Annotated in this window: 15 protein-coding genes; all 15 read right to left on the reverse strand. The window is 46.9% G+C overall.

What is annotated here, in order from left to right; all coding sequences use genetic code 11:
• Window positions 1-18: 18 nt before the first annotated feature.
• On the reverse strand, window positions 19-243 hold the full coding sequence (locus CPZ25_RS08750; protein WP_058693632.1) for a DUF1659 domain-containing protein: 225 nt from the start codon (window positions 241-243) through the stop codon (window positions 19-21).
• Between the two features lie 81 nt (window positions 244-324).
• On the reverse strand, window positions 325-960 hold the full coding sequence (locus CPZ25_RS08755) for a sigma-70 family RNA polymerase sigma factor (RefSeq protein ID WP_096920219.1): 636 nt from the start codon (window positions 958-960) through the stop codon (window positions 325-327).
• 9 nt (window positions 961-969) lie between these two features.
• Window positions 970-1,170: a hypothetical protein gene (locus CPZ25_RS08760; RefSeq protein WP_058693630.1), complete on the reverse strand. Its 201-nt coding sequence runs from the start codon at window positions 1,168-1,170 to the stop codon at window positions 970-972.
• A 67-nt stretch (window positions 1,171-1,237) separates the two neighbouring features.
• On the reverse strand, window positions 1,238-1,834 hold the full coding sequence (locus tag CPZ25_RS08765; protein ID WP_074618050.1) for a restriction endonuclease subunit S: 597 nt from the start codon (window positions 1,832-1,834) through the stop codon (window positions 1,238-1,240).
• A complete protein-coding gene (locus tag CPZ25_RS08770) occupies window positions 1,831-2,550 on the reverse strand; it encodes a hypothetical protein (RefSeq protein ID WP_096920220.1) in 720 nt (239 codons plus the stop codon). Before CPZ25_RS08770 ends, CPZ25_RS08765 begins: the two co-directional genes overlap by 4 nt.
• 138 nt (window positions 2,551-2,688) lie before the next feature.
• Window positions 2,689-3,213: a hypothetical protein gene (locus CPZ25_RS08775; RefSeq protein ID WP_096920221.1), complete on the reverse strand. Its 525-nt coding sequence runs from the start codon at window positions 3,211-3,213 to the stop codon at window positions 2,689-2,691.
• Between the two features lie 113 nt (window positions 3,214-3,326).
• Window positions 3,327-3,785 (reverse strand): hypothetical protein, encoded by a 459-nt coding sequence (locus CPZ25_RS08780; RefSeq protein WP_096920222.1) that lies wholly within the window; start codon window positions 3,783-3,785, stop codon window positions 3,327-3,329.
• Window positions 3,786-3,799: 14 nt separating this feature from the next.
• Entirely contained in the window at window positions 3,800-9,694 is a 5,895-nt protein-coding gene (locus tag CPZ25_RS08785) for a glycerophosphodiester phosphodiesterase family protein (RefSeq protein WP_096920223.1), read from the reverse strand.
• Window positions 9,695-9,712: 18 nt separating this feature from the next.
• On the reverse strand, window positions 9,713-10,366 hold the full coding sequence (locus CPZ25_RS08790) for a hypothetical protein (RefSeq protein ID WP_096920224.1): 654 nt from the start codon (window positions 10,364-10,366) through the stop codon (window positions 9,713-9,715).
• Window positions 10,367-10,429: 63 nt separating this feature from the next.
• A complete protein-coding gene (locus tag CPZ25_RS08795; protein ID WP_133067089.1) occupies window positions 10,430-10,693 on the reverse strand; it encodes a hypothetical protein in 264 nt (87 codons plus the stop codon).
• 92 nt (window positions 10,694-10,785) lie between these two features.
• Window positions 10,786-17,643 carry a YDG domain-containing protein gene (locus CPZ25_RS08800; protein WP_096920226.1) on the reverse strand — a complete coding sequence of 2,286 codons (6,858 nt, stop codon included), beginning with the start codon at window positions 17,641-17,643 and terminating at the stop codon, window positions 10,786-10,788.
• Between the two features lie 256 nt (window positions 17,644-17,899).
• Window positions 17,900-19,363, reverse strand: a complete 1,464-nt coding sequence (locus CPZ25_RS08805; RefSeq protein ID WP_096920227.1) for an Ig-like domain-containing protein — start codon at window positions 19,361-19,363, stop codon at window positions 17,900-17,902.
• A 118-nt stretch (window positions 19,364-19,481) separates the two neighbouring features.
• Window positions 19,482-23,678: a putative Ig domain-containing protein gene (locus CPZ25_RS08810; protein ID WP_096920228.1), complete on the reverse strand. Its 4,197-nt coding sequence runs from the start codon at window positions 23,676-23,678 to the stop codon at window positions 19,482-19,484.
• 339 nt (window positions 23,679-24,017) lie between these two features.
• The gene (locus tag CPZ25_RS08815; RefSeq protein WP_096920229.1) at window positions 24,018-24,632 is read right to left on the reverse strand and encodes an HD-GYP domain-containing protein; all 615 of its coding nucleotides are present in this window, start codon (window positions 24,630-24,632) and stop codon (window positions 24,018-24,020) included.
• 92 nt (window positions 24,633-24,724) lie between these two features.
• Complete coding sequence (locus CPZ25_RS08820) at window positions 24,725-25,777, reverse strand: tyrosine-type recombinase/integrase (RefSeq protein ID WP_096920230.1); 1,053 nt, start codon at window positions 25,775-25,777, stop codon at window positions 24,725-24,727.
• Window positions 25,778-26,050 lie beyond the last annotated feature (273 nt).

Raw genomic sequence — 26,050 nt, forward strand, 5'->3', positions numbered from 1 at the left:
CCTTCAAAATTTAATTTTCTACACAATTTCTGTGATGTCGCTGGTGGTCACCCGCTCACACCCTTCGCCAATGGGTTCCTGCATCCCGGTGATGTGCTTGTAGGCACTTCTGAGCTGCTCCTTGGTGGCCTCGTGATCCACGTCGCCGTAGGATTTGCTGGAGCGTTCAATTTTCCCCAGTTTCTCGCCGTGATTGACGGTTACCTTGAGCTTGGTGTCCTTTTTGGTCTCTTCTACTGCCATTTGTTTTCTCCTTTTCGGTTTGTATTTTGTGTGGCGTAGCGCTGCGCTTTTGCCTTACACTTATACATACTTTTTTTGAGCTCAAAATGGGACCCCCTTTAAGGATTTTTTTAAATTTTTCAGCCCTTTATCCCTCAAATTCCGAACGGCTTTATGGGTGACGCCCATTTCCTCAGCGATCTGGACCAGGCTTTTGCGCTCGTGAAAGAGTTGATAAACCACCCTGCCCTGCCTGGCCGAGAGCGCTTCCACACTTTGCCAAAGCCTCTGCCGGCTCTCGCTTTCGATATAGCGCCCTTCCAGATCCACGGTCTCGTCGGTAATTACCTCCTCCAGGCTTAACCCTTCACAGCCGCTTTCGGGTTCCGACAGCTGTGTTTCTGCTGTGACGGACCGGTTAAATTGCCCGCACTGCCATTTCCTGTAATAGAGCTGTAAATGGCTTTTGATAAAGGCGTTAAAGGCAGCGCCATGTCCGGGGTCAAATTTCATGATCCCCTCCAAAAAGGCCAGGCACCCGTCCTGGCAGGCGTCCTCATAGCAGGAGGGCGCGATGCCGGGTGTGCGCTGCATGGTGGACAAAATCAGCGGCTTAAAGGTCATGAGCAGCATCTCTGCCGCGTTCTTGCCGCGCTCCCGCTCCGGGCTGCCCTTGGGGCTTTTCTGCCCTGTCTGGTAGCACTGTACGTATTCATCAATGGCTTTGTAATCGCTCAAATAAACCTCCTACTCGTCCTCATAGACGTCTGTAATCTCAAGCACAATGCCGGGAAACTGATCTTCCACCGCGGCGCTGAACTCGTTAAATTCATCTTCGGCCTCCTCGGCGCTGCGGGCGTGAAAGCCCACCCGCGCCCGGCACTCGGCCTCGACCATGTAGCTTCTTCTTCTGCGGACCACCCTGGGTCCTGTGCCGTATCGGTTCATGCTGTTCTCCTTTTGTTTAAAATTGCTGGTTTGATCCTCTTTGACGGCACGACGGGGGCGTCGTGCCCTACTGTTTCTTCTCTCTGGCCGCCCACATAGCGTTAAAGGCGGCCACCTCGTCGTCCGGGTACAGGGCTTTGATGGCGGCCTTCTCGGATTCGGTGAGGGGAGGCAGCAGATTAAAGCCGTGAATATCGGGCGGCGACTCCTGATTACAATACAATAGAGAAGCTTGTTTATTATTTATATTTATGAACGGGGACACTTGTGTCACAGACTGCGGGACAGTTTGTGTCCAGATTTGTGTCACACTGTGACCCTTTTCCGATGGCAGGGCAGCAACCGTCAGGCCGCTGTCAAAGGGCGTCATGCGGTAAATGCCTGACCGCTGTCCTGTGTCCTTTTGGTACGTCACACGGCCGTGGTCAATGAGGTACTGTCTTTGTCGCAGCAAAACCCGCCGGTCTTTGATGCTCAAAAGGCGCATGAGCACAGTGTTCGGAAGCCTGAAACAAACAGGCCAGTACCAGCCGCCGTCCCCTCCCTGGACGGCGGCCTTGTTGTTGTAATACATGAGCAGATGCCAGTAGGACTGGAGCAGCGGGCTGACAGGATTGGTCTCCAGCCATCTGTAAAAGGCCAGTAGCTCGGTCAGGTAGTTCAATCCTGGGTCTCCCTGGCGGGTCTGGCCCGGCGCATCTTTTCGTGCAGCTCCTCGAGACGGTCTTTAAAGTAGTCACAGCCTGAGGCCGTCACCCGGATGCCCCGGCCACCGGGGGTTTTGCCGCCGCCGTTTTCCAGAATACGCATGTACTCGGCCTTTTCGGTGATGACGTTGTTGCCATCCACCTTGCAGATATAGCCCTCCCGGCGCAGATAAGCGTAAAAGTCATGGCTGCCCATGTATATCTTCTCCTCCTCCAGCAGCCTGTCCAGAAAGGCCTGAACCGACATGGCAGGCAGGCCGGCGTAGTGTTTCCAGCCAATCATGGCCATGGTTTCGTCCATATCCATATAGTGGGGCATGATCACATCGGAAATGGGGTGCGGCTCCTCTGGCTCCACGCCCAGCCGGAGCAGCTGTTTCTTCAGCGCCTCGTTCTTACCAGACAGGCGGCAGGCTTTGGTGGTCTCCAGCTCCAGGGCCAGGTGCAGCATCCGCAGCACGTCGGCGCTGATCGTGACAGACTTTTCCTGATTGGCGATGGAAAGCTCTAAATCCTCATGGCCGTCTTTGTACTCCGCCAGGCGGATAATGGTGGAAATCCGGCTCATGGTAACATCGAGGCCAGCCTTTTTTTGGGCGCACGAACCACACCCGGTGTTTCCGCTTTTTGGGGCCATGGTTTCTTTTTGGGTTGTGTTTTGTTTACGATTCATTGTAAACCTCCTGTAAAATAAAATGATTTTATTTCAGCAGCTTTTGTTATTTTGTGTCTGCTGATGGTTCTAGAATACAGGAATTTATGCGCTTTAAACACGCAAACAAATTTTTAATTATTAAAAATAAGATTATTTTTATTCTTTTAAAAACCATTGCGCCGCCCGGGCGCGCCAGCGGTACAGGGTGGCATTCTCGCCGTAATAATCCAGGGTCTCCCAGGTGCGGCGGCGTTTTCCCCTCAGGGGCCCGGGGCTGGATAGTTCATCGTTTTCAAAAAGCTGCGACAGCAGCTCCCAGACCCGGTCCAGGGCATGGCGCACCCAGCCGGCCACGCCCTCGGGAAAGACCCGCTGATGGGTTGCACACTCCAGACAAATACGGCTGCACACATAGACCACGATCACGCGCCCTTCCTCCACCTCCACGGGCTTTTCGAGGCCGTTGACCACATGAGCACAGCCGTTTTTCGCCTCGATTCTCATGGTTTTGGGCTTGAGCGCCCCGCCGCAGTCTTTACAAACCACGATACGCGCCTGTCCGGTATACACATACTCGGCGATGACCTCCCGCCCCTGTTTGTCGGTATAGCCGGTGTTTTCAACTCTTTCAAAATCTCCGGCGTGTTCCATAATGTAATTTTTCAGATTTTTGGGCTTCATTTCTTCTCCTTTTGGTAAAAATAAAAACCCTGAATACCACATACGCGTGTGCGTATGCGGCCTTCAGGGTTTTGATGGGTGACAGCCAGTATCCCATTTGTTTTTAAACTATTTTATGCTCCCGCGATTACTGCCACTATCCCCAAAAGGATTGTAGACACATCAATCAGCAGTGTCATGATCGAGAGCGCCTTAAATGTTTTTTGATAATATAATTTATTGACCATTAACAGCCCAATAGACAATACTTCCGTCACACAAACCAGCCCGATGTAAAGATTAAGTACCGTGCTGCTGGATTGTATTACAAAGGACAGGGGGTACGTGATAAAAAAGGCGCCTGAAAAACTAAATAGCATCATATAAAAGGCGATCCATTCCAGTCTGGGAGCTGGCTTGTGTCCCACGTTCTGCCAGGCGTCAATCACGTTCAGCCTTTTCTGTGATATTCTTGCAATTTCAGAATCCGGAGCCTTTTTCTGTAATCTTTTATACAGATGGCTGGCTTTTTTATAGTCACCGTGTTGTTCCAGCTTTTGGGCATTTTCAAGTATATCTTCTAATTGAAACATTTTTCCTCCTGTAACTAAAAATGCATCTTAATGTCCGCAGAATATTGAGCAATTTTTTGCGCATCGATAATATTAAGTTTTTGATCAAAATTGACATCCCCTAATACTTTCTCTGCATTGGAGGGTGTCTCACTAGATGCTGTCATTTGGGCAATTCGCTGGGCATCAATAATATTGATCTTTTTGTCTTCTGTAAAATCACCAAGTTTCCCACATTTTGCTTTAGCCGTTAATGCGTTATCGTCGGCACCTATTGTATAACTTCCTGAATAGCCTTTTTGATCCTTGATCTGTTCGAGATGCACCAACTTTCCATTGATGAGCAATTCATATGGTACATAGACCTCCCGCTTATCAGCAATACCAAAACAATAGGTCAGCACATCGCCCTTCTGAGCCGATGCACCAGCCTGAATGGGCGTACCGTTACATAAAACAGATAACACCATCCCCTCTGCCGCTTCCGGGCTTAGGCCGGTTTCGATCTCAGGAATTCGAATCATCTCTGATGCGTTAATTATTAAATTTGCAGTCAAGCTTTCTGGTTCGGCGATGTGATTAGCATCCGTCAAAAACTGCGCTGTTACAAGGTAATCCCCTCTGCTTTTCGGTGGAACAAATTGCGGTGTACTTTCCCCTTTTTTTAGATAACAGTACTCAACACCAATACCTTCTGGAAGCGTTCCCTTCACCGACATAGCTTGTGGTGTTCCATCTTCAAAAACAGTTTTGTCCTCAAAAACTACTCCGTCAATCTGAATAGCCTTTGGGAAAATTGTCGCAATAATTCCACTCAAATCCAACTCATAGTTCACAGCATCAGTTCCCGTTAGGGTAAGTCCATTTACACGAACTATTTTATCAGTTCCAGCATCCGGGTCTATAAATTCCATATCCGCAATTCCTGATAACTGGACGTCTGTTCCGGCGGCCAGATCCTCCCTGTTAATAAACGGATAGGCTTCCAGCTCAGCGCTCACACTACCATCATAAACCTTATCTTTTATGCTGATAACAGGTTTAAGAAGAGTCTTATTAGTCAACTCAACGCTTATGCGTATTGTCTTATCCTCTTCCCGTACACTGGCCCATGACGGTACTTCAACACTTCCTTCAAAAACAAAAGGCTTTTCTAACACGGTTTTTCCAAAATCTTTTGGTACTTCAGTTATCCATTGGATACCTGCACTTTTTTCATTTCCGACAATATTTACACCTTCTGGATAAAGCATTTGAACATTTTCGGGCAGTCCAATGGCTGCATAGCTCTCATAGCCACCCTCATAAACCGTTTTAATAATATCCTGAAGTGGCCTTAACTGAATTTCTACAGGAGAGACCTTGATGGACTGTTCAAACACGTTTTCTTTAAATTTTAATTGATAGACATATTCGCCTCCTTTAGGTTGATAGCTTGATTCGGTCGTCCATTGCAGCCCCAGCTCTTCTGCACTTCCTACTTCCACGGTATGATCAATATAGATTCCCTTGATCATTGTATTCATATTAATATAAGCCCTGAGCGAATCAGCAGATTTATTGGCAACGCTATTGGCGTAAACCTCATAATTTTTTCCTTCACCGACGTATTCAATTCGGTCTAATACATTCTTAACCGTTAATTGAATCTGTGCTGTTCTCCGGTTACTGCTGGCGATGCCTGGTTCTTTTGGGATGGCCGTGATTTTCATTTCTGTTGTACCGGCTTTGACCGGTATTCCTGTAATCTCACCATTTTCATTAAACTGCATTCCTTCGGGCAAAGGTGTTTCTTCAGATAGCTCATAACGGAAAAGATCATTCTCCATTGAGACATCTCCTCTATACTCCTGACCAATGGTCGCATCTAAAAGGGTTGGCGCATATGAAAAGGGCATTACAGTCACTGGATCGCTCTCAATTCCCCAAAATTCTTCTGACTCGTCAATAAATGTTTTAAAATCATAAATTTTTTCGCTGGTCATTCCCTGAAATACATACTCATTTTGACCCGAGACAACAGCCTGGCTTTCGCCAATCTGATTACTTGTTCCATGCTCAAAGGGGGCTAAAAAAATATTTGCACCATGGTCTGTACCATCCAACATCAAAGTCACTTGATTTTCCGAAAAAGCTATTAACGCAAGATTGCCAAGCTGCTGCGCTTCTCTTTCTTGTTTCAAAGCGACATCGGGTATATCAAAGGTAAATCCCTGGCTATAAGTGAGCTTCGCGTTATGATTTACATAGTTTTGTGTCTCGCCATTAAGGATGGCTGTAACCAGCTGCCCGTCCGGCATTTCTTTAGTCCATAAAGAAACTTTTCCATCAACGGCACAAAGGTTGTTTTTAAAATGTTTATCACCGATCTGGATTTCCTGAACTGGAAAATTTTCAGTTTTATTGCCAAAAACAAAAGTTGCAGGGTAAACATTATCCCCTTCACTGTTTTTCGCTTTTACAGACATCTTCTCATTCACGACCTGAAGCTCTCCGTCATCAATCACTATATCAAGTGTATTGCTTTCAGAAGCACCAATATCCTGTATAGCTGGATTAGCCGATTGCGTTTGAGCCCGTACACTCCCACCAGAAATCTTCAGCTTAAGCATATTATTTGTGGCCGGTTCAATTTTTACATCTGCATTGTTTTTATTCATTTCGGATACGCCGATGGCAGGCGACTCCGTCTGAACTGTTGCGCTGTCCGAAGATACCGCGTCAATTGAACCGCCAGAAAGGTTAAGTTCAAAAAGGGTATTTTTTGAAAACATCCCAATTCCAACTGGCGAGGCGCCGCCTTTGGAATCTGTTCCGATATTCTTTGCCGATACGTTTCCTCCATTCATATTGAATAAAACTTTTTTAGATAACGTGTCTTGCTCGGCATGGTTTCCGGAGCCAATACCAATAACCGGTGCCTGGCCGCTTGTTGTCCCACTGATTGTTCCGTCATGAACATTTAGCTCCACAATTTCTTTTCCCAAATTGACTGTACTGTCTGCGGTTGCTCCATTAATCCAGCAGCCAGACGTTCCTATACCCGCGCCGCCATAGGCAGATGTAATACTCAAAGCTGCGCCTGAACCTTCTGGAATATTACATACAACATGCTGGTTGCCCGGATTGCCGTAGCCTGTTCCGATGGCAGCACCAGAACGAATGATCTCACCTCCGAACTGATTATTTTCAGACTGGGTCTGAGCCTTAACATCACCACCGTTAAGGTTAACGGTAACAGTACTGCTTTCTCCCGCGTCTCCTAAACCAGGCGTGCCAATGGCTGCCCCCATTCCTGTTGTCATTGCAGAAACCTTTCCGCCATTTACATTAAATACGAGTTCAGAATTCTGTGTCGCCCCAATAGCCGGTGCGTTATCTTTTGATTTTACATCAAGAACTCCTGACATCAAATCCAGTTTTGCACTTGATGAAGCATTAGCACCAACAAGTGCTTTTTGGTACGCTTTTCCGTTTTTCTCTGTTCCCTGTGTCAGAATCAGTGTTCCATCTGTACTGTCAAAATTTTTGATAATGCTCTCAGAACCATTTCCTAGCTCAAATGCACTTGATTCCGCATTAACCTCTTCAATGTAATTTGTTCCCTTGACCATCAATGTTAATGTGGCATGCTCACCAACCATGATACCAGAAGCAACAGAGGCAAGCTGGTTAATATTATCGAGAATAACAGTGGCTTTTGCGCCATTCGCTATTGTGATCCCATAAGGTGTCGGCTCATTTACTTTAGACTGGTATACACGAACCATGTCGCCATCATTCACCCTTACATCTCCCACACTTAAATCAAAGGTTTTGTCTTGTCTGCCAAGAATATAGTCCGCATTCAAGCGTTCCGGTGAAAAAAGCACATTATAATTTTTATGGATATTTGAATCGTCTGTTGTAATTGAAAAAGCAGCATTGTTAATCTGCGTTTCAATATTTGATTCGCCGTCAACAGTCCAGACATTCGTAGCTATCCCCCGGTGTCTCAGAGCATACATTTGCGCCTTATTAACGCCGCCGTAGTTAGGATCAAAAGCTGCTCCGAGCTTTCCGACAGATTTCATAACCTGATAGACAGCCTCGCTGGTGCTATTTCCAGAATGCGACGAAAGATAACCTAGACCAATGCCAGGCATCGTTTTTCCCATGTTGCTGATCTGACTCGCATTAAAACTAATCACTACAATTCGGTCCTCTACGCCCTTTTGTTCAGCTAAGTTTTTTATCATCTGTGCTACTTCTGGCTTTGATGTCTTAATCTCGACCACCAAAATCATTTCTGGAAACTCATTGACCATTGTGTCAAAGAGTTCATCCAGTGTTGCGAATTTACAATTGCTGTATTGGCCCGTTTTTTTTAGGGTATAGGACTTCAGTTGAGCCAACGTCATCGATTCAACGTTTCCCCTTGCAGAGCTGGTGGTATATCCGCTGATATCACCATTATGATTAACGATCAACCGTTGATCACTTGTAATATATACGTCACATTCAACAGCCTCAACGCCGGCCCATCCAGCTTCTCTCAGTGATTCCACGGTATTTTCCGGAGCTGCTTTTGGGTAGCCACGATGCCCGATAAAAGGCGTTTTGCGGCAATAAACATTTTTACCGTCAACAAGCTCATATAACCGATAGACTGCTTCTGCATTTTTTACCACGATGCCGTTTGCACCATTATCCATTGCACCTCTTGTCATTTCTTCATCATCCGCCTGATTATCCATTAGCCAGACTGACAGAAAACGACTCTGCAAGTATTCAACAGACGCCCGGCTTATCGATTTTGGTACCATAGCAATGGAGGCTTTCGAGGTATGCGTAATACTTGAAATCGCCTCTTCTCCTTCGAGTGTTTGAAACTTACGAATGGTTCGAATAGCCGACGGCTCTTCTTCATAAATGTATTGAAGCACCTCATTGCTCTCAGAAACTGCCATTAAATCAAACTCGCCATTAAAACGCACATATTCTATCAGGGCTTTAGCTTCCTCTATATTATCCACTAAAAAAGCAGGTATAACCTTTTTTCCACAGAGTTCGAATCCTTGCCGCAAGTCCATTGGCGTTTCAGCATTTAAACGAATTTTTAATGCATTGTTCTGAAGTACCAAATCAAACAGAGCAACCTGCGGTGGTTTACTACCTGAAAGCTTTGAAATATCCACCGGTTCATCAATTTGCGAGACAACAGTTGGGGCTGCGACAATTCCAGTATTTGGCTCATATACCTCCTTAATTTTATCAGCTTCACTTGGAATCGAGTCTGGCAATGGCTGGGTTTCCTTTAAACGCACACCATAAACACGCGCCTTGCACCCATTTGTCTGAAGCGCAAACTTTCCGTTTTCACCAGAAGAAACATTATCATAAAGAATCATCGGCTTAGAATCAATAGATTCCATGACTTTATTTCCATTTACAATAGCCTGAGCGGTGTATACTTTACCCGCCTCAATAAAATGATCGTAGCTTGCTGTACTTACCACATTCCAGTCATAACCAGATGTTCTGTATGCCACCTCGACGCCGTTACTCGCTGTGGCGTCCTGACGAATACACATATTCATATATGGAGCCGGATCCGATCCACTACCTTGAAGATGGTACATCAAAGAAAACCACCGGCTACTGTTATTCGCCTCTGTTATTGTAAAATCTGCTTCGTAAGTAAAATTACTATTTGTCTGATTTTCAGGCAGACAAAGAATTGTATCTTTTTCCAGTTCAAGGTAACCATTTTTTATACTGGCACTCCCTTTATAAACACTCCACCCATCCGGAAGCGGATTACCTTCCTCGCTTTGGGTAAAATCAATGCTGTATTCCGGCTCTGCTGCTTTGCTGGGAATACTTGTCAACAACAGGACAGATATTACACACAGCACAAAGCAAGCGATCCTTTTTAAATATATTATCATATCATCACTTTTCCTATGTCATTCCTTCACAATTTCAAAATAGGTTTGCTGCTCAACCGGCACGAGAACGCTCTTTCCCAATGTTTGGATATTACCTTCATATAATTTTTCTTTCAGCCGCTGAACCTTGTCCAGATGGGATCCATTAATTTTACCAATGACTGCTTCCAGTTTTTCCAGATCATCATACTGAACCACCATTTCATTCACTTCTTCTTTTACACGGATGACCCTTAAGGTACACTGTTTTTTTCCTTTGGGTTTTTCCCGGTTGCAGAGCTCATTATATTTTTTTATAATTTTTGTAATGCTTCCTTTAAACTCGGGGTAAAGAGTAATGTCGATTCCTTTAGCCATGGCCCTCCGAAGCCACTGGATATTGGTCAATGGCAGACTTACGTCAGCAATCAGACTTATATCCAGACCAGCTTCGAGGCCAAGTCTCAGCTCTCTTGCTTTTGCCGCACCCAGCTCAGGATTACGCAAAAGCGTATCGTCCAACCCCTGCGCCTGCACCCTGAAAATCTCAGTCAGCTGTCCGCCGCTGTATTCTGGGGCCGCGGTTTCCAGCACATTTGCACCTGCGCACAATCCATAATTAATGGCTACATACTGCTGGCTATTGAAAGTATATCCCTTTTCTTTTTTTAAAATATTTAAAGTACTTTCCATATCAGGATGCTCTTGATTTGTCACATATCTTCGACGCATTCTTATCACACTCCTAACTATCTGTCACCATTCATTTTCAGATATATTTCCTGCCATACACATACAACACATAATGATAAGAGTGGTTATAAAGCTTAGCAGACTCAATAAAAAAATACCAATACCTTTAAAAGCGAAAAAGCCTGCTGCCATTGCATTAACAAAGGTAAACACTCCTGTTATGCGTCTGTATTTTGAACTTTTGCTGTTATTTCTTAAGTTTTGATAAACAGCCAGCCCCATCCCTGCAAATCCTGACAGTATCATACCTACTAAACCGATTAACATCTTAAACCCCACTTTCATAAACAATCTACGCACAAAAACGCAGCTGCCGATGCTGTTTAAAGAGCATCGACAGGTACATTATAGAATTAAATTTAAAACTTCTTTTCGGGATCGGCTGTATATTGCGCGATCTGCTGAGCATCGATGATGTTGACTTTATTGTCAAAATTCACATCTCCGGCCGCTTTTTGCACAGCTGATGGCGTCTGTCCTGCCGCTACTGCCTGGGCAATCTGCTGGGCGTCGATAATATTGATGGTACTGTCTCCATTAAAGCTTCCCAGAAGCACGTACTGCACTGTTGCCGTGACCGAAACCGTTGGGTCCTCGGCTACATACACTGCCTGGTAGCTTCCAGCTGCCCGGTCATAAGTAAGTGTCAGCGCTTGTCCGTTAACGGTCATCACTGCCGGTACATAAGACTTTCTGTCCTGATTCCGGGTTACGGTATAGGTTACCACTTCTCCAGCCTCTGTTACATGATCTTTATCTGCCGTGACTGTACAGCCAGTCACACCTTCGGGCAGTCCTTCCACAACCGGATCCTCTACTGTTCCTCCCGCTTCACCGATGACCATGGTTGCAGTCATGGGCGCTTTGGCCTGATGGTTATCGTCCACGGTAAAGGAGGCGGTCACGGTATAGGTCCCTGCTGCTTTAGGCGCTTCGGTGGTTTTTACCCCGTCCTTTTCATAGGTATAGCTGACGCCTGTAATGCCGCAATCCTCTGGATATACAGCTTTTAGGCTATGGGTCGCTCCATCTTCGGGGAAGCGGGCATTCTCAAAAACAACGCCGGTAATCTCGGCTTTTTTAATGCTCGCGCTCACCTGCTCAACGCTTAAAATATAGTGGTCCGCATCCTGACCAGACAGAACAATGCCTTCAACTGTGACTTTTTTGCTGTCTCCGGCGTTGGCGTCCTCAAAGGCTCCTGTTGCCTGATCCCAGTCAACGGTATAGCTGCCAAAGCCCGGATCGCCGGTAAAGGTCGCCTGGCTGAAATCTAAAACCGCATCTGCAGTACCGTCATAGACCTTATCCTGGGCCTTAACGCCCCGGATCACCAGTGCGCTTTTCTCACTCACGCGGACTGTTTTGGTCAGGACCTTCTCGCCGCCCGCATAAGCTGGAAGCGCCAATTTTGCAGTAAAAGTCTGAGTGGCTTCAGCCGTTCCAAAATCTTCCGGAACATCCGGCGTCCAGACCAGCGGTTCGTCTTTTGTTTCTTTTATGGTTCCATCTTCCGAGGTATAGGTGACTGCAATGGTGTCGAGAAGCCCCAGCTCCTGCCAGGTATATGGCATTTCGCGGGTTGGGAGCGTGGTGTCCGCAAAGGGTTCATAGGCTGCGCTGACAGGCTTGACGGTAACGTTCTGCAGCGCAAAGAACTGTCCGCCTGCGCCAACCGCCGCCACATAGATATAATCGCCGCCCCTTGGATTCCAGGTCATGCCGGAGGGGTTCCATTTACTGATGGCCTCTGCTCCCTGGGTACCGTTGTCATAAATAACTGCCACTTCCTTTGGAAGGCAGCCTGCCAGATCATCGGCACTCTGGTTTCTATCATCATTTGCGTACATTTCAATTGGATCAGGCGACTCAACCCGTACGGCCTGCCGGTCATTAAAGGTAATCTGGGAGATTAGCTGGCTGTCCTCACCTGTGATGGTATATGCGCCTGTACGCACCTTATCCGTACCCGATAAAGCCACCTCGGTTTTACTGTTAATCAGCAGTCTGCCCGGCGTATGGTGGTCACAGCTGGTGACGGTATAGTGAATAACGTCTCCGGCGCCAACTTCACTTTTTTCTGTGATCGTTCTGCCCTGGGCATCTGTCATCTCAATCTGGCATTCAGCATCTCCTGCGCAGGGAGAAGTCTTTGCAATAATCGGCAGTACTGGGTTAAACTTTGTTCGGACCTCCAGCGCCATTCCGGGCTCAGAGGCCTCTGTATTGGCGGTAGCCTCAACAATGGCTCTAAAGCTGTATGCCTTTCCGGGATCAAGATTTTTAAAGACTGGACTGTATTTATCCGCATTATCCCCATAGTTTTTACCATTATCGCTCGAGATCTGATAGATCACCTTGGCGCCGGACGCCTTAGCTGGGCCGTCCAGCTCTACCGGCTTTAACGCGATGCTCTTCAGGCTTATGTCCGCCACAGACGGAGCGCCCGGAGCCTCAATTTGCGCCTGAGTAATAACGCCGTCTTTGTAATTGGATGTTAAGGAATACCAGGCTTCATCTTCACCGGTCAGTGTCAGGCCCTCGACCGAATAGTTCAGCCCTGTTCCTGCATTTGGGGTCTGGAAACGCACAGTCGCGGTTTCACCGGACAGAGCTACCTTTTTATGATCAGCATCAAGAGTGCTTTCATCTAAACGGACCGGCACATTTTCAATGACTGTGCTTCCGTCATAGACCTTTGTAATATCTGCTGGGTCAATGATCAGTTTGGCCTGTTGCCGGGCGGTCACGGTAAAGCTGGCCTGCATTACATCGGTTGCAGCTGTTGCCCATTCTGGAAGTACAGCCTTTCCGGTAATCTCGGCAGGGTCTTTTGCCACTTTGCCAAAATCTTCCGGAAGCTGCCAGATAATGGCGGCTGTCTTATCACGGATGTCCACATAATTATCGTATCGAATGCTGGCCGTGGTTGGGAGGCCCTCACTTTCCAGCTCTGCCAGAGTGTAGCCCTCAGGCTTTTCTTTAATGGTAATTTTTCCCACAGTGGTTTCAATCTCAGCTGTAACCGGCTCTACTTTGACCACCTGAGTCACTTTTGCTTTGGTATTATTTGTCAGCGTGCCCACATAGGTAAGGTCTGACCCCTTAATGTCCCATTCGCCGTTTTTAAGGCTCCAGCTTTTTATGCTGTCGGTACCTTCGGTGCCATTATCGTATTCGAATTGAACAAACTTTGGCAGCGCTTTCTCAATGTTTTCCAGGCTTTGGTTGCGCACATCGTTGGCCGCCATAATAATGGGTTCCGCGGTAATTTCCTTTACGCTCTTTTCCGCCGCTTCAGCCGAAGCCGTAACGGTTTTGTCACCAGGCTGAACTGTATATTCATAATACCAGGTACGTTTCTGGTCTCGCGCTTTTTTCATCCCTTCTGTTGTTTCTGAGAGAGCCAGCTCCTGCCCCTTAAAAGTAAAGTGCATGGTATGCGCGTCGCAATAGGTGATTTTATAAGTCACCTTATCTCCTGCTGCTGCCTCCAGTAAACTGGTTATCTTCTTATTCGCGGCGTCGTAAAGCTCAACACTGCACCCCTGACCGGCAGCACAGTCGCCAAAAATATCCAGCACTGGTGCAATTACCGCCACCTTGGTGCTTTCTGACGCGCTGGCCGCAGAAGCGTCTGACGCGTTTGTATTTCCTGTTGCGCCCACTCTGGCATAAAATGTATAGGCTGTTCCAGGTTCGAGGCCGGTAAAGACCGGGCTGGTCTGCCAGTTGATCTTATCCTGGCTGTACTGTGCTTTGGCGCCTGCCGCCAGCGCTGTAGGATCTGTTATTTCCACAGGCTTTAAAGCAATACGGGTAGAAGTGGTTTGGGAAACATCCACAACCGGCGCTGCCGGCGCTGCGCTGACGCTTGCCTTTGTAATTTCACCCATAAGCTTTGAAGCGGCCCAGTCAATGATGTATTTATCTGCGTCAGCGCCCGAAAGAGCATTACCTGTTACATTGACGGTTTTGTTGGCGCCAACGCTGGCATCCTCAAATTCAGCCGTTAAACTGGCGCTTTTATTAAAGCTTACGTCAGCGCCCGCAGCAGCGCCGACTAACGCCGCACTCGTTAAATCCAATTCGGCTGTTTTAGTGCCATCATAAGCTTTAGGTTTAACGGTAATGCCCGTTACGGTGAGCGGCGCAGCTGTTTTATATTCAGCCGTAACTTCTGCAGCCCCGGAAACGGTTGCCCAATCTGGAAGTGTGACCATTCCGGTAAAAGTTTTTTCTGCAGCCGATCCCCCTTTGGTGCCAAAATCTCCTGGTGACTGCGGATTCCAGCTTACCGGGCAATCCATAGCATCAACGCTCTGGTCAAAGGTTACCTTCACGGTACTGCCCAATCCCAGTTCTTCCATAGTATAGGCCTCATCCCGGATAGCGATGGTTTTGGCGGCAATAACAGGCATTGTCGCAGTGACCTTATCAACCGTTACGCTCATTGTTGTTGTCTTTGCCGGGCTGCTGACCAGTGTCCCATTGTAGGCGTAGGTGCCGCCTTTTATGTCCCAGCTGCTGCTCTCGTCCAAAACCCATTGCACGGATTCTTCGCCGCTGGCTCCGTTATCATAAACTGCCTGAACCGTCTGAGGCAGGCTTTGCTCCAAAGCCTGCTGGCTGGCGTTTTTGGGATCATTGGCGTTCATCGTGACCGCTGTTGGGGCTGTGACCGTACTGATTGTCCGACTGCTAAAGCTTGCCTCCGCTTTGATAACCGTATCCTGGTCTGTAACCGTATAGTCTGCGGTATAGGTGCTGACGCCGGTTGGATCCTGCGCACCTTTTGTCAATGCAACAGCCTGTCCGTTAACCTTCAGGCCATCTGCCTCGGCCACCGTATAATTTTCGGATGGCTTCACAGTGTAAGTCACTTTTTCTCCAGCTTTGGCGTGGGTCGTGCTCGCGGTAATGGTACAGCCCGCATCATTTTTTCCAGCCCCGGCCTTGGTTGGTTCACTCACCTGAGCGTCGGTTTTAGCAGTGTCGGACGCCTGGCTTGCAGGTGAGGCCGCATTATTGCTGCTCTCTGCATAGCGGGCGTAGAACTGATAGCTGGTTCCAGGCTTTAGGCCGATAAAGGTTCCGCTTGTCTGCCAGACAGCCGGGGCCTGGCTGTCTTCGGCACAGGCGTACTCCAGACGGTAGCCATCCGCCGGGTCTGCAACACTGACCTCAGCACTGGCATCCGTGACTGAAGCGGGCACTACGGTCGGTTTATCCGGCGCGGCAACATTCACCTGTTTGGTGATCGTCGTGCTTAAGCCGCTAAAGTCCAGAACATATTTGTCCGCTTCTGGCCCACTGATAGACAGGTCTTCAACCGAAGCAATGGTACGTTTTCCAACATTGGCGCTGTCCAGATGAATGACCGGGCTGCTGCCAGACAGCGTGTAGCCCTCCAGCGGTGAGCCATCACACAATAGGGTCATAAAGCTAAGCCCATCTTTATTCCAGTTGGCTACAGTCGTACCATCGTAAGCTTTGCTGTAAAGCACCAGGCCTTCTACCTTAACAGGGGTGCCAAAGGTGATCTCCCGGCTCACTGCCGTGCTGTTTACAGTCGCCCATTCCGGTATAGCCACCGTTCCCGTAAACACCTGCCGGTCTGTCTGTTTTGCCCCGAAATTCGCAGGAACTGAGGGGCTCCAGTTTACTGCTGCATTGTCTGTCACTGTTTCGAAGCCTGTCCCGCTGTAGGTAACCTCAAGGGTATCCTTCAGTCCCAGATCGGCCATAGTGTAGCCCCCTGATTTTACAGGCAGCTTTTCATCTTTTAATGGTTCAAAGGCTGCGTTTACCGCGAGTACGCGCAGGGCCTGTGTTGCGGTCACATCGCCTAAAAGCGCCTCATAGGTGTACTCGCCCCCCTTTATTTTAAAGGTCTGGCCCTTTTTCATCTGCCAGTGCGCGTCGACTTCGCCGGTTGTCTTATTATCATAAGTTACGCGTACCTTTGAATCCAGGCTTGCCGCCAGGGCTTCGGCGCTTGTGTTGGCGGCGTCATTGGCATACAGTGTCTTTGCCCCCAACGTGTCCGCTGCTTTTACACTGCGGTTGTTAAAATGCACCACAGCATTGATTGTGGTGTCACTTTCTTTAACCGTGTAGGAAAAGACCGCTGTTCTGTTTTCGGGATCTACCTGAGCCGCATCGATGGACAGCTCGGTTCCGCCAATGGTCATGCTTGGCGTATAGCCCTCTGCATAGGAAACCGTATAGGTAATGCTTTCTGCCAGGTCCGCTTCGTTTTTATCCACCTTAACCGTGTTAGCGCTGTCGGACTGTCCCGGACCGTCCTTTGTGGCAGGCGCCACCACACTTTTAGTTCGAAGCTCCTGGCTGTCAGTGCCAGATTTAAAAGCTTCATCGGTAGCGGCAGTATAACTGATCAGGTTGTAGGTTGTTCCCGGCTGCAGACCCGTAACCCTACCGCCGTTAATGGTCTTGGGTATCAGCTGGCTGCCGCCGGTATACTGGTAAACGCCCAGCGCATCAGGGGTGAAGCTGAAGCCGCTGGTGGTACGGGTAACCCTGTCTGCAGGCACGGCCGTGGTGTTCTCAGGACGTGACTTAATCGCATAAGCGGCGGCTTCCCCTTCCGGGATCTCCCCCTTTTTAACGGCGCGAATATAAAGCGACTTGCCAATAAAAGCAGAAATCACATCACCGCTTTTTATAGGATCGCCTTTAAAATCCGAAACGGTATTCATTTCATACCCCGGGCTAATGGTGATTGTTTCCTCAGGATAGCTGATCGCCGCACAGCTCTCTGGGGTGCTTGGTGCTGCCTGAAGGGTATAATAACTGGCTGCCGGGCTCGGATTATTGCCATTACTGTCGGCAGAGCATTGAAAGCTATAAGCCGTTCCGGCTTCTAAACCCTCAAACACAATGGTGCCGCCAGATGCCTGTTTCCAGACTTCCGCTGTTCCTCCATCGCGTTTATAGGCAGTGTAGTACAAGCTATCAGTGCTGTTCAGCGTTACCGATGTACTGGTACGGCTTGCAAGAGTTGGAGCGGCCTGTTCCGCCGTTAATGCCACCCCTTTCTGCATCTGTCTGGTATCATCACCACCACTTAAGACATCTGTCGGCAGTGCCTCCTGAGCCAGGGTGGTCGCCCCAGTGGAGCTGAGAAGCATCACCCCGGACATCATCCCAGCGGCGAGTTTTTGCGAAACTTCTTTTGTTTTTCTTTTCTTCATAGATGATTTCTCCTTTTATTGTCAGATCCCATATGCAATGAAGGCGGGCGCGCATTTTGCCTTTCCAAAATGGCTGCAAAATCCAACGTCCGCCCACTTGCTGCTAATTATTAAATTGCCTTGTCATAGAATTTCGTGTTTTGTGTTCTGGAAAGGGGGAGTTCCCCTTTCCGGTGTGCTTAAATGTTTTGTGTAATGTTGTGTGTAATAATAAATAGATGTTTAATGTATCAGTTTTTTGTTTTTTAAATGTTGGCTAGTTCATCTTTTTTCTCATACGGAATACCTTGATCCCAGAGACGGCTAAGATGGCCAGGCCAGTGGTTAAGAAACCAAAGCCGTTCACTTCATCCTGTGTGAAGTTCAAACCTGTTACTGGGTTTTTAACATTGGATGCCGCTGCACCGCCGTTGTTCTGTCCGCCGTCAGTTCCATCCGTTGTTCCGCCACCAGCCTGGGCCTCTGCAACGGTAATTTTAAATTCAATGGATTTTCCGCCATAGGTTGCGGTTAAAGTCTGTTCGCCGGCTTTTGTTTTGTCATAGCCTGTGATTTCAGCATCGGATAATGGCAGCTCACGGACGGCTTCGCCATCGTTGATGGTGGCTTTCATCATGCCGCCTTCCAGGTTTGGCAACTCGTCCCCAACGGTGGTTTTTCCAGTCGGTGCCTGGATCAGTTCCAGAGCGGTAACTGTGGCTGCTTTAATGTTGATGGTAAAAGCGTTTTCCAGCTTCTGTCCGCCAAATTCAATGGCGACCGGAACCGCTTCGCCTACCTGATTCATGTCAACAATAGCAGTAGCCTGAGCCATATCCACTTCAACGTCGCCTGCCTGTTCATAGGTAACGGTTAATTTACCGCCAGCTAAATCGATGGCGTCGCCCTGGAGATAATCTGTTTTGGTCGGCGCTGCTGCAACAGCCAATGCTTTAACGGTGTCTGCCTTAACGGTCACATCGGCAGAGTCTTTAAAGCCGCCTTCTTCTGTGGTCGCGGTAATGCTGGCAGTACCTGCTGCAATGGCGGTCACTTTGCCGTCTGCATCTACGGTTGCGACAGCTTCGTCAGAGGAAGACCAGCTAACGTTCTGGTTATCCGCATCTGCTGGCGCAACAGCAGCAGTTGCCTGCGCGCTCTGGCCTGGGAACAGTTCAGAAGCGTCTAAGGAAACCGCTACACCGGTTACTGGTACCGGAGCCGGCGGCGCTTCAGTAATGTTTACCGCTGTCGCGGTTCCGTTGGAATTTGCAGTAATTTCTTCAGCAGCACCATTAGCTACAACTAAAGGCTTCATATCCAGGCCAGCGCTGCCCGCTGCACCGTCTTTTACTTTAAAGGTAGCCGTAAACAAATCTGTTGTAGACTCGATCGGGTCAACACCAAACCAATTGGCATAAACGCCGGTAGAACCGCCGCCGCCATTAGGGGCAAATACAATGATGTAAGCAGATTTAGTAGTGTCCACCACCTCTACCTTATCATGATCATATTCCAGCGCTGCCTCGTAAGAACCCACAGTTGGGTCCGGTGTTACTGAAACAGACACGGTAAAGGTGTCGCCCGGATGCACCTCTGTTTTATCAGCAACAGCTGAAAAGGTTGCAGAATCCCCTGCGGCTTTCGCCTGCGGCATTATTCCTGGAATAGCCGCTGATGCAAGCAGGCTGAACCCTAAAAATCCGGCAATCAGTCTACTTGAAAGTGTTTTTGATTTCATATTTTCCTCCTTATATGAAAATGAATAAATTTATATTAAGTGCGCGGCGCTTATCCGCGCACTTAACGACCTTAATTGCTATGTTTTAAATATTGAGTGTCTATTGGTTTTTTAAAGCTTAAAAGATCATATTGACATCTGCTGCGTACTGCGCAATTCTCTGGGCATCGATAATATTGACCTTGCCGTCAAAGTTCACATCGCCGCTTGCCTGCTTAACAGCCTCCTGGGCTCCGCCAGATGCAGATGCCTGAGCGACCTGCTGCGCGTCGATAATGTTAATCTTGTCATCGCCGCTGAAGTTTCCTAATAAAACACACTTGGCATCCGCCTTAAGCGCTGTATCGCCTTCCTTGACAGTATATTCCGCACTGTAGCCTTTACCTTCGGCCAATTTTACCAGGGGAATGCTTTCACCGTTCATGGTAAAGCTATAAGGAACGTAAGCGTTACGGACATCCGCAGCGCTCAGCTGATAGGTGAGTGTGTCACCCACTGCCACGGTGTCGCCAATCTGGATGGCTTCACCGTTTTTCAGAACAACTGCGTTCATACCAGCTGCCTGTTCCTCAGTTAATCCTGTGGTGATTTCTTCAAGAACAAGGCCCTCACTCTTAGCTTCAATCACAAGCTTTGCACTCATGGTCTGTGGTTCCACCACATGGTTGGCGTCGGTTTTAAAAGCTGCTGTAACTGTGTAGGTTCCTGCAGCACTTGGTGGCAGCTCAACGGCTTCGCTTGCGCCCTCTCTCAGATAACTGTAGCTTACGCTTACACCTTCTGGCAGTGTCCCCTTAATTTCAATGGTCTGGGTATTACCGTCCTCGGTCACTGTTTTGTCTTCCATGCTAATACCGGAAAGGGTGATGGCCGCCGGGGTAATGTTACCTGTGGCCTGGCTGAAATCTAAGATATATTTTCCAGCATCTGAACCTGTTAAGCTTAGTCCGCTGACTTTAACCGGGATGTTCTTTCCGGCGTCAGCCGAAACGAATTCAGCCTTTGGAATACCGGATAACTGGACGTCGGCTCCCTCGGTCAGCGCTTCGGGATCTAAAGCTGGTGTTTCCTTAAAATTGGCGGATTTCGTTCCGTCATAAACTTTATCCTCAATCGAAATCACTGGGGATAAAACCACTCTGTCACTGATGTTGACATTGACAGAAACCGCATCGCTCCCAATAGTTGCCCATACTGGCACAGCAGCGCTTCCTTCAAATACCACCGGTGCTACGGTTGCTGTTTTACCAAAGTTTTCCGGAATCTCTGTGCTCCAGCTAATGGCAAGCTCACGATCTGCACTGTTTACAGATACACCGGCCTGATAGGTGCATCCAATAGTTTCTGGCAGGCCTAGCTCGGCAATGGTCGAATAACCTTCGGCGTTTACAGGAAGTATCACATCATTTAAGGTGTTAAGCTCTGCTGTCACCGTATTAACAGTTACCGCTTGTGTAACGTTGCTGTCACTGGCAGATACGCTGTACTGGTAGGTACCGCCTTTAGGTGAAAAGACCGTGTTCGTGGCCCATCCCAAACCGAGCTTACTGGCTTTACCGATTTTTTCTTCACCATCGTTATAAGTCGCTTTTAAAACAATCTGGTTATTAACAAACGCTTTTAGCTGGGCTGCGCTCTCATTTTTTTCATCATTTGCAAAAAGGGTAAGGTTCTTTTCATCGCCAACGCGTTCAATTTTAGTAATTCTTTTTTCACTTTCAGTCATAAAGGCTTTCATGTTCAGCTCGGTATCCTCTGCCTTTACAACATAAGAGTAGGTGAATTTACCTGACCCTGTTGTGGCCTGAACATCATTGGCATTCAGGTTAAACTTGACAAAATCGTGCAGCGGACAGGGTATTGCTGTAAATAAAACCGTATCTCCCACCGCGGCGTTCCCATTAACGGCGGTGCTGGTCACTTCACAGCCGCAGCTTAAAGGCTGGCCTGCCAAATCTACAGCAGAGACAGTCACTTTCACCGGTTCCACCTTCAGGCTTACCGATGCGGTCCGGCTGTTATTGGCAGCAATGCCTTCATCGGTTGCGGTTGCTATAACATCAAAGGTAAAGGTACCCGCCTGTGTTGGTGTTCCTGAAAGGGCGCCGTTTGTGCTAAACGATAAGCCTTCGGGTAATACCGCCCCGTCTGCCAGCGCGTAGGTAAAACTGCCGCCTTCAATGGCCACACTGGCCTGGTAAGCGCCTTTCAATTTTGCGTTTGGCAGGCTTGGTGCGTACTCAAAGGGTTTGACAACCAGCGCTTCTTTTTGAGTCCGCCAGTAACTGTCATTTTCATTAACCAATGCTTTAATATCGTAGAGCTTGTTTTTTGTCAGCCCGCTAAAGGTATATTCAGATTTACCGGCTTCGTAGGCTTGGGCCTGTCCAACGGGTGTACTGGCGCCATGCTCAAAGGCCTGGAGCATCACTGGCGCATCTGCCGTAACGCCATCCACTTGCATGGTGACACTGTTTTCCGCAATGCTTTTAATGCTAGAGCTTCCCAACTCTTCAGGGCTGGTGGTCTTCTTTAAAACCACATTTGGCTCTGCAAAAGTAAAGCCACTGTTATAAGCCAGGTTTATCTTTTGACTTGTATAGGCTTTTGGATCATTTTCGGCTGTTGCCGTAAAGACTTTGTTCTGACCTGGTGTGGTCCATAAATAGAGCTTTCCAGACTGGGCAGTCAAATCTTTTCCGTAGTCTTTACTGTCGATGGCTGCATTTTGTACTTTTGTCTTTTCTTCTGTGATTCCACCGATACTGACAGTTGCGGGGTAGACATTTTGATTTTGGCTGTTCTTAGCCGTTACATCCATTCTTTGATTTACAGCGTTTAAGGATCCACCGTCTACTTTAACATTAAAGGTATTGTTTGCGATGGTTCCTATATCTGGAATGCTCGTATCCGTTGACCGCGTTTCAGCGTTAATGGTTCCGCCTGTAACATTGAGGTTAAAGGTGTTATTCTTGGCATTCTCTGTTGTTATCGTCGTGTTTTCTTTATATTTTCCAGCAATTCCGATTGCGGGTGTATTAACAGGAATACCTTTTTCATCATCCATAGAAAGGCTGCTGATAAGACCACCCGAAATATTACAATCGAACGCTGCCTTTTGAGTGAACAGGCCAATACCAATACCTGGTCCGCGTCCATTATTTGTTGAAGCATCATTTACAGTCTCGATATTACCGCCTGAAATATCCACCTTTACTTTTTGGTCTGCGGCTGCGCCTGCACCTACGCCAATGCCTGGCGCCTGTCCGGCAACTACAATTTTGGTGTTCCCACCCGCAATATTCGCTTCGACATACTCACTCGTAGATGTATTACCGTTAGGGGTACCCGTTTGGCTGTTCCAGCTACCAGAACCTCCAATAGCGGCTCCGCCATAAGCGCTGGTTAAATTAAGATCTGCGGTAGAATCCGCTGGAATATTGAGTGTAACTTTTTGTTTTGCGTAACCGCCATAACCTGTTCCGATTACAGCGCCGCCTCTTTTTTTCCCTGGTTCTGGTGAAACATCTCTTGTATAGTTGCCACCGATTACTTTTCCACCATTAATGGTTACATTAACAGTATTTTCCTGGTTTGCAGGTACATCCCCCTGGGTACCAATTGCGGCGCCCCAGCCTTCCGTTTGAGCTTCAACAGTTCCTCCATTAATTGTTAAATCCAGTGTTGAACCGCCATCTTTGTCATTTCCTGCAGTTGCGCCAATGGCCGGTGCATAATCCCGCGAAACTGCTTTAACAGATCCAGAATTAATGGTTAACGCGGAATGAGACTGAGCGCTCGCGCCAAGAATAACATTCTTCATTTGTTGATCTTCGGGTATTTGAGCAGATACCTCCACTTCTCCATCGTTATTACCATAATCTTCTATGATGCATTGTGCCCCATCCTGCAAATAAAATGTACTGGAACCATTATGCGAACATTTTAGGATATTCTTCCCTTTCAGCAGTACTGTCGCTTCGGCATTTTTTTTGATTCTCACCGGACTAGAAGTTTTTCCAACTTCAGAACTTTGCACTACATTCAACTTTTCCAGAATAACCGTTGCAGTAGCATTTTCTTCAACATCAACATTATATTCTGCTGTCGGCGTCGTCTGGTATACACGAACTACCTCTCCATTCTTTACACTTACGTTTCCTTTGCTTATATCCGCCGATCTTGTCTCTGTAACCCCGGCGGCTCTTGCCTCTTTTCCTTCCAACATCAAAGTTGGCAGCAAAAGCAGCATACTAAAAAACAGAATGGTCAATGTTTTTAAAAAATGCTTTCTTTTATCCATTTGTTTCTCCATTTTTAACTCCTTTCATATTTGCTGTTTTTCATTGTCCTCAACCATGTCCGAGCTTTAATCTCAGAGCGCCCTGCCAGCCAGTTCTTCTTCACACCTCCCGCGCTGTAACTTTTTTAAATCTTTTTTATCATCAGAAAGCCAGCATACACTAGATTGAAGACAGTTTTATATCCATCAGGTTAGCCTGTGAATAACCTCGCTTTACCTTTAACAGAATGTGCAGAGAAGGCGAACGCTGGTGTAAAAAGTTCCCGCCCTCTCTGCGATTACAAAAAGATAAAAAGGTAAAGATGTGAGAGTGCCCGAAACAGCTTGTTTGGCGCGCGCTGTTTCCTCTCTCTATTCAACAGAAAAGCAGCGAATGCTTTTGCTGTGAATAACATTTTTTACTTCCAGAAAGGCCGCAACAATTTCCGGATCAAACTGAGTGCCGCTGCCTTTCTCAATTTCAGCCAGAGCCTCATGCTCGGTCAGGCTGCCCCGGTAGCATCTTTGGCTGACCATGGCGTCCCAGCTGTCGGCCACGGCGCATACTCTGGCAGCAAAGGGAATGGCTGCTCCTTCCAGTCCCATAGGATACCCGGAGCCGTCCCACCGTTCGTGGTGGTATTTGCAAACCATGGCCCCCACCCGGCAAAAGGCTCTGGCCTCCGGGCTCTCTGCCAGCTCTCTCAGCTGGTCGAAAAGGATTCCGCCAAAACGCGTGTGCCGTTTCATGATTGTCCATTCACCGATGTTTAACGCGCTGTCTTTTTCCAAAAGTTTTTTGGGTACGATGCACTTACCGATGTCGTGGTAATAAAAGGGGCTGCACCCGTTAAGACGGCACAGCGCTATTTCGCTTTCCCGGTTCATTTCGCAAAACAGAGCCTCCATTAATTCTCCGGTTCTCTGGCAATGGCGTTGAACTTCTTCTGGACATTTTCTTAAGTATTCGTTAACGGATCGGTCCATTTTTCACTTCATCCTTTTCTTTTTTGCCTGATAGGGTATAATATTACAGCTAAAATCGTTCAAAAAGTCGCAAAATATACTCTTTTGCGTCTTTACACCGCTTCTGAACATATTTTCTCTATGATACTTTTAACTTTTAAATATTCATTTTCAGGAATTTGATCCATTTTTTTAATCTCTTCTTTTTTATATGTATCACTGGGATGTAGGTAAATATTCATGGTTGTTGCAGTATGGGCATGTCCTAAAATTTCACTGATCAATTGGATATCAATGCCACTTTCTTTTGCATTTGTCGCAAAGGTATGCCGTAAATCATGAAAATGACAGTGCTCAATTCCAGCTATTTTACATAGTTTAACAAAATGCCTTTGAATTGCGCGGACATCATAAAAACTTCCATTCTTTTTTCCGACAACAAAGCTTTCATCTTGGGCCTGGATGTCGTTTAAAACTTTGTAGTAGTCCTCGAGGCATGCTTTTATCTGCCTGTTCATCGGAACTGCTCTCACTGAATTCTGAGATTTTGGTGTACCCAAATGTAAAATGGTTTTCTGTTCCTTATTATTGGTCTGTATTCTTTTAAAGCTATGCTGTACATGAATAAATCCTTGCTTAAAATCGATATCTTTCCATCGTAATGCTGTGATTTCGGATATTCTCAGTCCCGCATAAAGAGCAAGCTGAATTGCTATATTTTGCGGTATTTTTTGAGTCGACAACACTTTTTCCAAACTTATCTTCTCTTCCAATGTCAATGCTTTTCCTTTCTTATTTTTACCCTTAGGCAACAGCACTAGGGTACAAGGATTGTTATAAATCAAACCCTCCTTTACGGCAAAATTCATTATTTCTGACAAACGACCAACAATATTTCGGACAGTCGTCGGGTTTAACCCCTTATCCTTCATGAGAATCTCTATAAACATTTGAATAACTTCTTCACTAACCGATGAAACATCATAAAATCCTAAAATAGGGTTGATGTGCAGATTAATTTGACGGTTATAATTCTGTAGTGTAACAGCTTTGACTTTTCCTTCACAGCGTTTCAAGTCTAGCCACTTCACAGATAATACAGCAATGGAAACCTGTTTTTTGAAAAATTTTCTCATTAATAAAGTGATAGTATCTTTAATCATCATTTCTGCTCCTTAGTTCAGCTATTAAAAAATTTTTAAATTTATAAAAAAAACACTGGCAATTTTTTTAACTTAACGTTATAATAGTTATAAAGTTAAAAATCTGCTCAACAAAGACGCAAAAGAGTATATTTTGCGTCTTTGTTCTTTTTTTAATAACTTTTCCTTATATCGTACTATGCTCTGATTATTTGTAAATAAAATTTTTTTTGATGAAAATATGAAAAAAGAATCTTTAAGATATAAACAGAAAAATAAAATATACCAGTAGTATAT

The organism is Eubacterium maltosivorans, from assembly GCF_002441855.2.
Taxonomy (GTDB): Bacteria; Bacillota; Clostridia; order Eubacteriales; family Eubacteriaceae; genus Eubacterium; species Eubacterium maltosivorans.

Excerpts from the sequence above, each read along its gene's own strand:
- CPZ25_RS08750 (WP_058693632.1), bottom strand. The coding sequence starts at position 243 with ATGGCAGTAGAAGAGACCAAAAAGGACACCAAGCTCAAGGTAACCGTC.
- CPZ25_RS08760 (WP_058693630.1), bottom strand. The coding sequence starts at position 1,170 with ATGAACCGATACGGCACAGGACCCAGGGTGGTCCGCAGAAGAAGAAGC.
- CPZ25_RS08770 (WP_096920220.1), bottom strand. The coding sequence starts at position 2,550 with ATGAATCGTAAACAAAACACAACCCAAAAAGAAACCATGGCCCCAAAA.
- CPZ25_RS08775 (WP_096920221.1), bottom strand. The coding sequence starts at position 3,213 with ATGAAGCCCAAAAATCTGAAAAATTACATTATGGAACACGCCGGAGAT.
- CPZ25_RS08780 (WP_096920222.1), bottom strand. The coding sequence starts at position 3,785 with ATGTTTCAATTAGAAGATATACTTGAAAATGCCCAAAAGCTGGAACAA.
- CPZ25_RS08785 (WP_096920223.1), bottom strand. The coding sequence starts at position 9,694 with ATGATAATATATTTAAAAAGGATCGCTTGCTTTGTGCTGTGTGTAATA.
- CPZ25_RS08790 (WP_096920224.1), bottom strand. The coding sequence starts at position 10,366 with ATGGAAAGTACTTTAAATATTTTAAAAAAAGAAAAGGGATATACTTTC.
- CPZ25_RS08795 (WP_133067089.1), bottom strand. The coding sequence starts at position 10,693 with ATGTTAATCGGTTTAGTAGGTATGATACTGTCAGGATTTGCAGGGATG.
- CPZ25_RS08800 (WP_096920226.1), bottom strand. The coding sequence starts at position 17,643 with ATGAAGAAAAGAAAAACAAAAGAAGTTTCGCAAAAACTCGCCGCTGGG.
- CPZ25_RS08805 (WP_096920227.1), bottom strand. The coding sequence starts at position 19,363 with ATGAAATCAAAAACACTTTCAAGTAGACTGATTGCCGGATTTTTAGGG.
- CPZ25_RS08810 (WP_096920228.1), bottom strand. The coding sequence starts at position 23,678 with ATGGAGAAACAAATGGATAAAAGAAAGCATTTTTTAAAAACATTGACC.
- CPZ25_RS08815 (WP_096920229.1), bottom strand. The coding sequence starts at position 24,632 with ATGGACCGATCCGTTAACGAATACTTAAGAAAATGTCCAGAAGAAGTT.
- CPZ25_RS08820 (WP_096920230.1), bottom strand. The coding sequence starts at position 25,777 with ATGATGATTAAAGATACTATCACTTTATTAATGAGAAAATTTTTCAAA.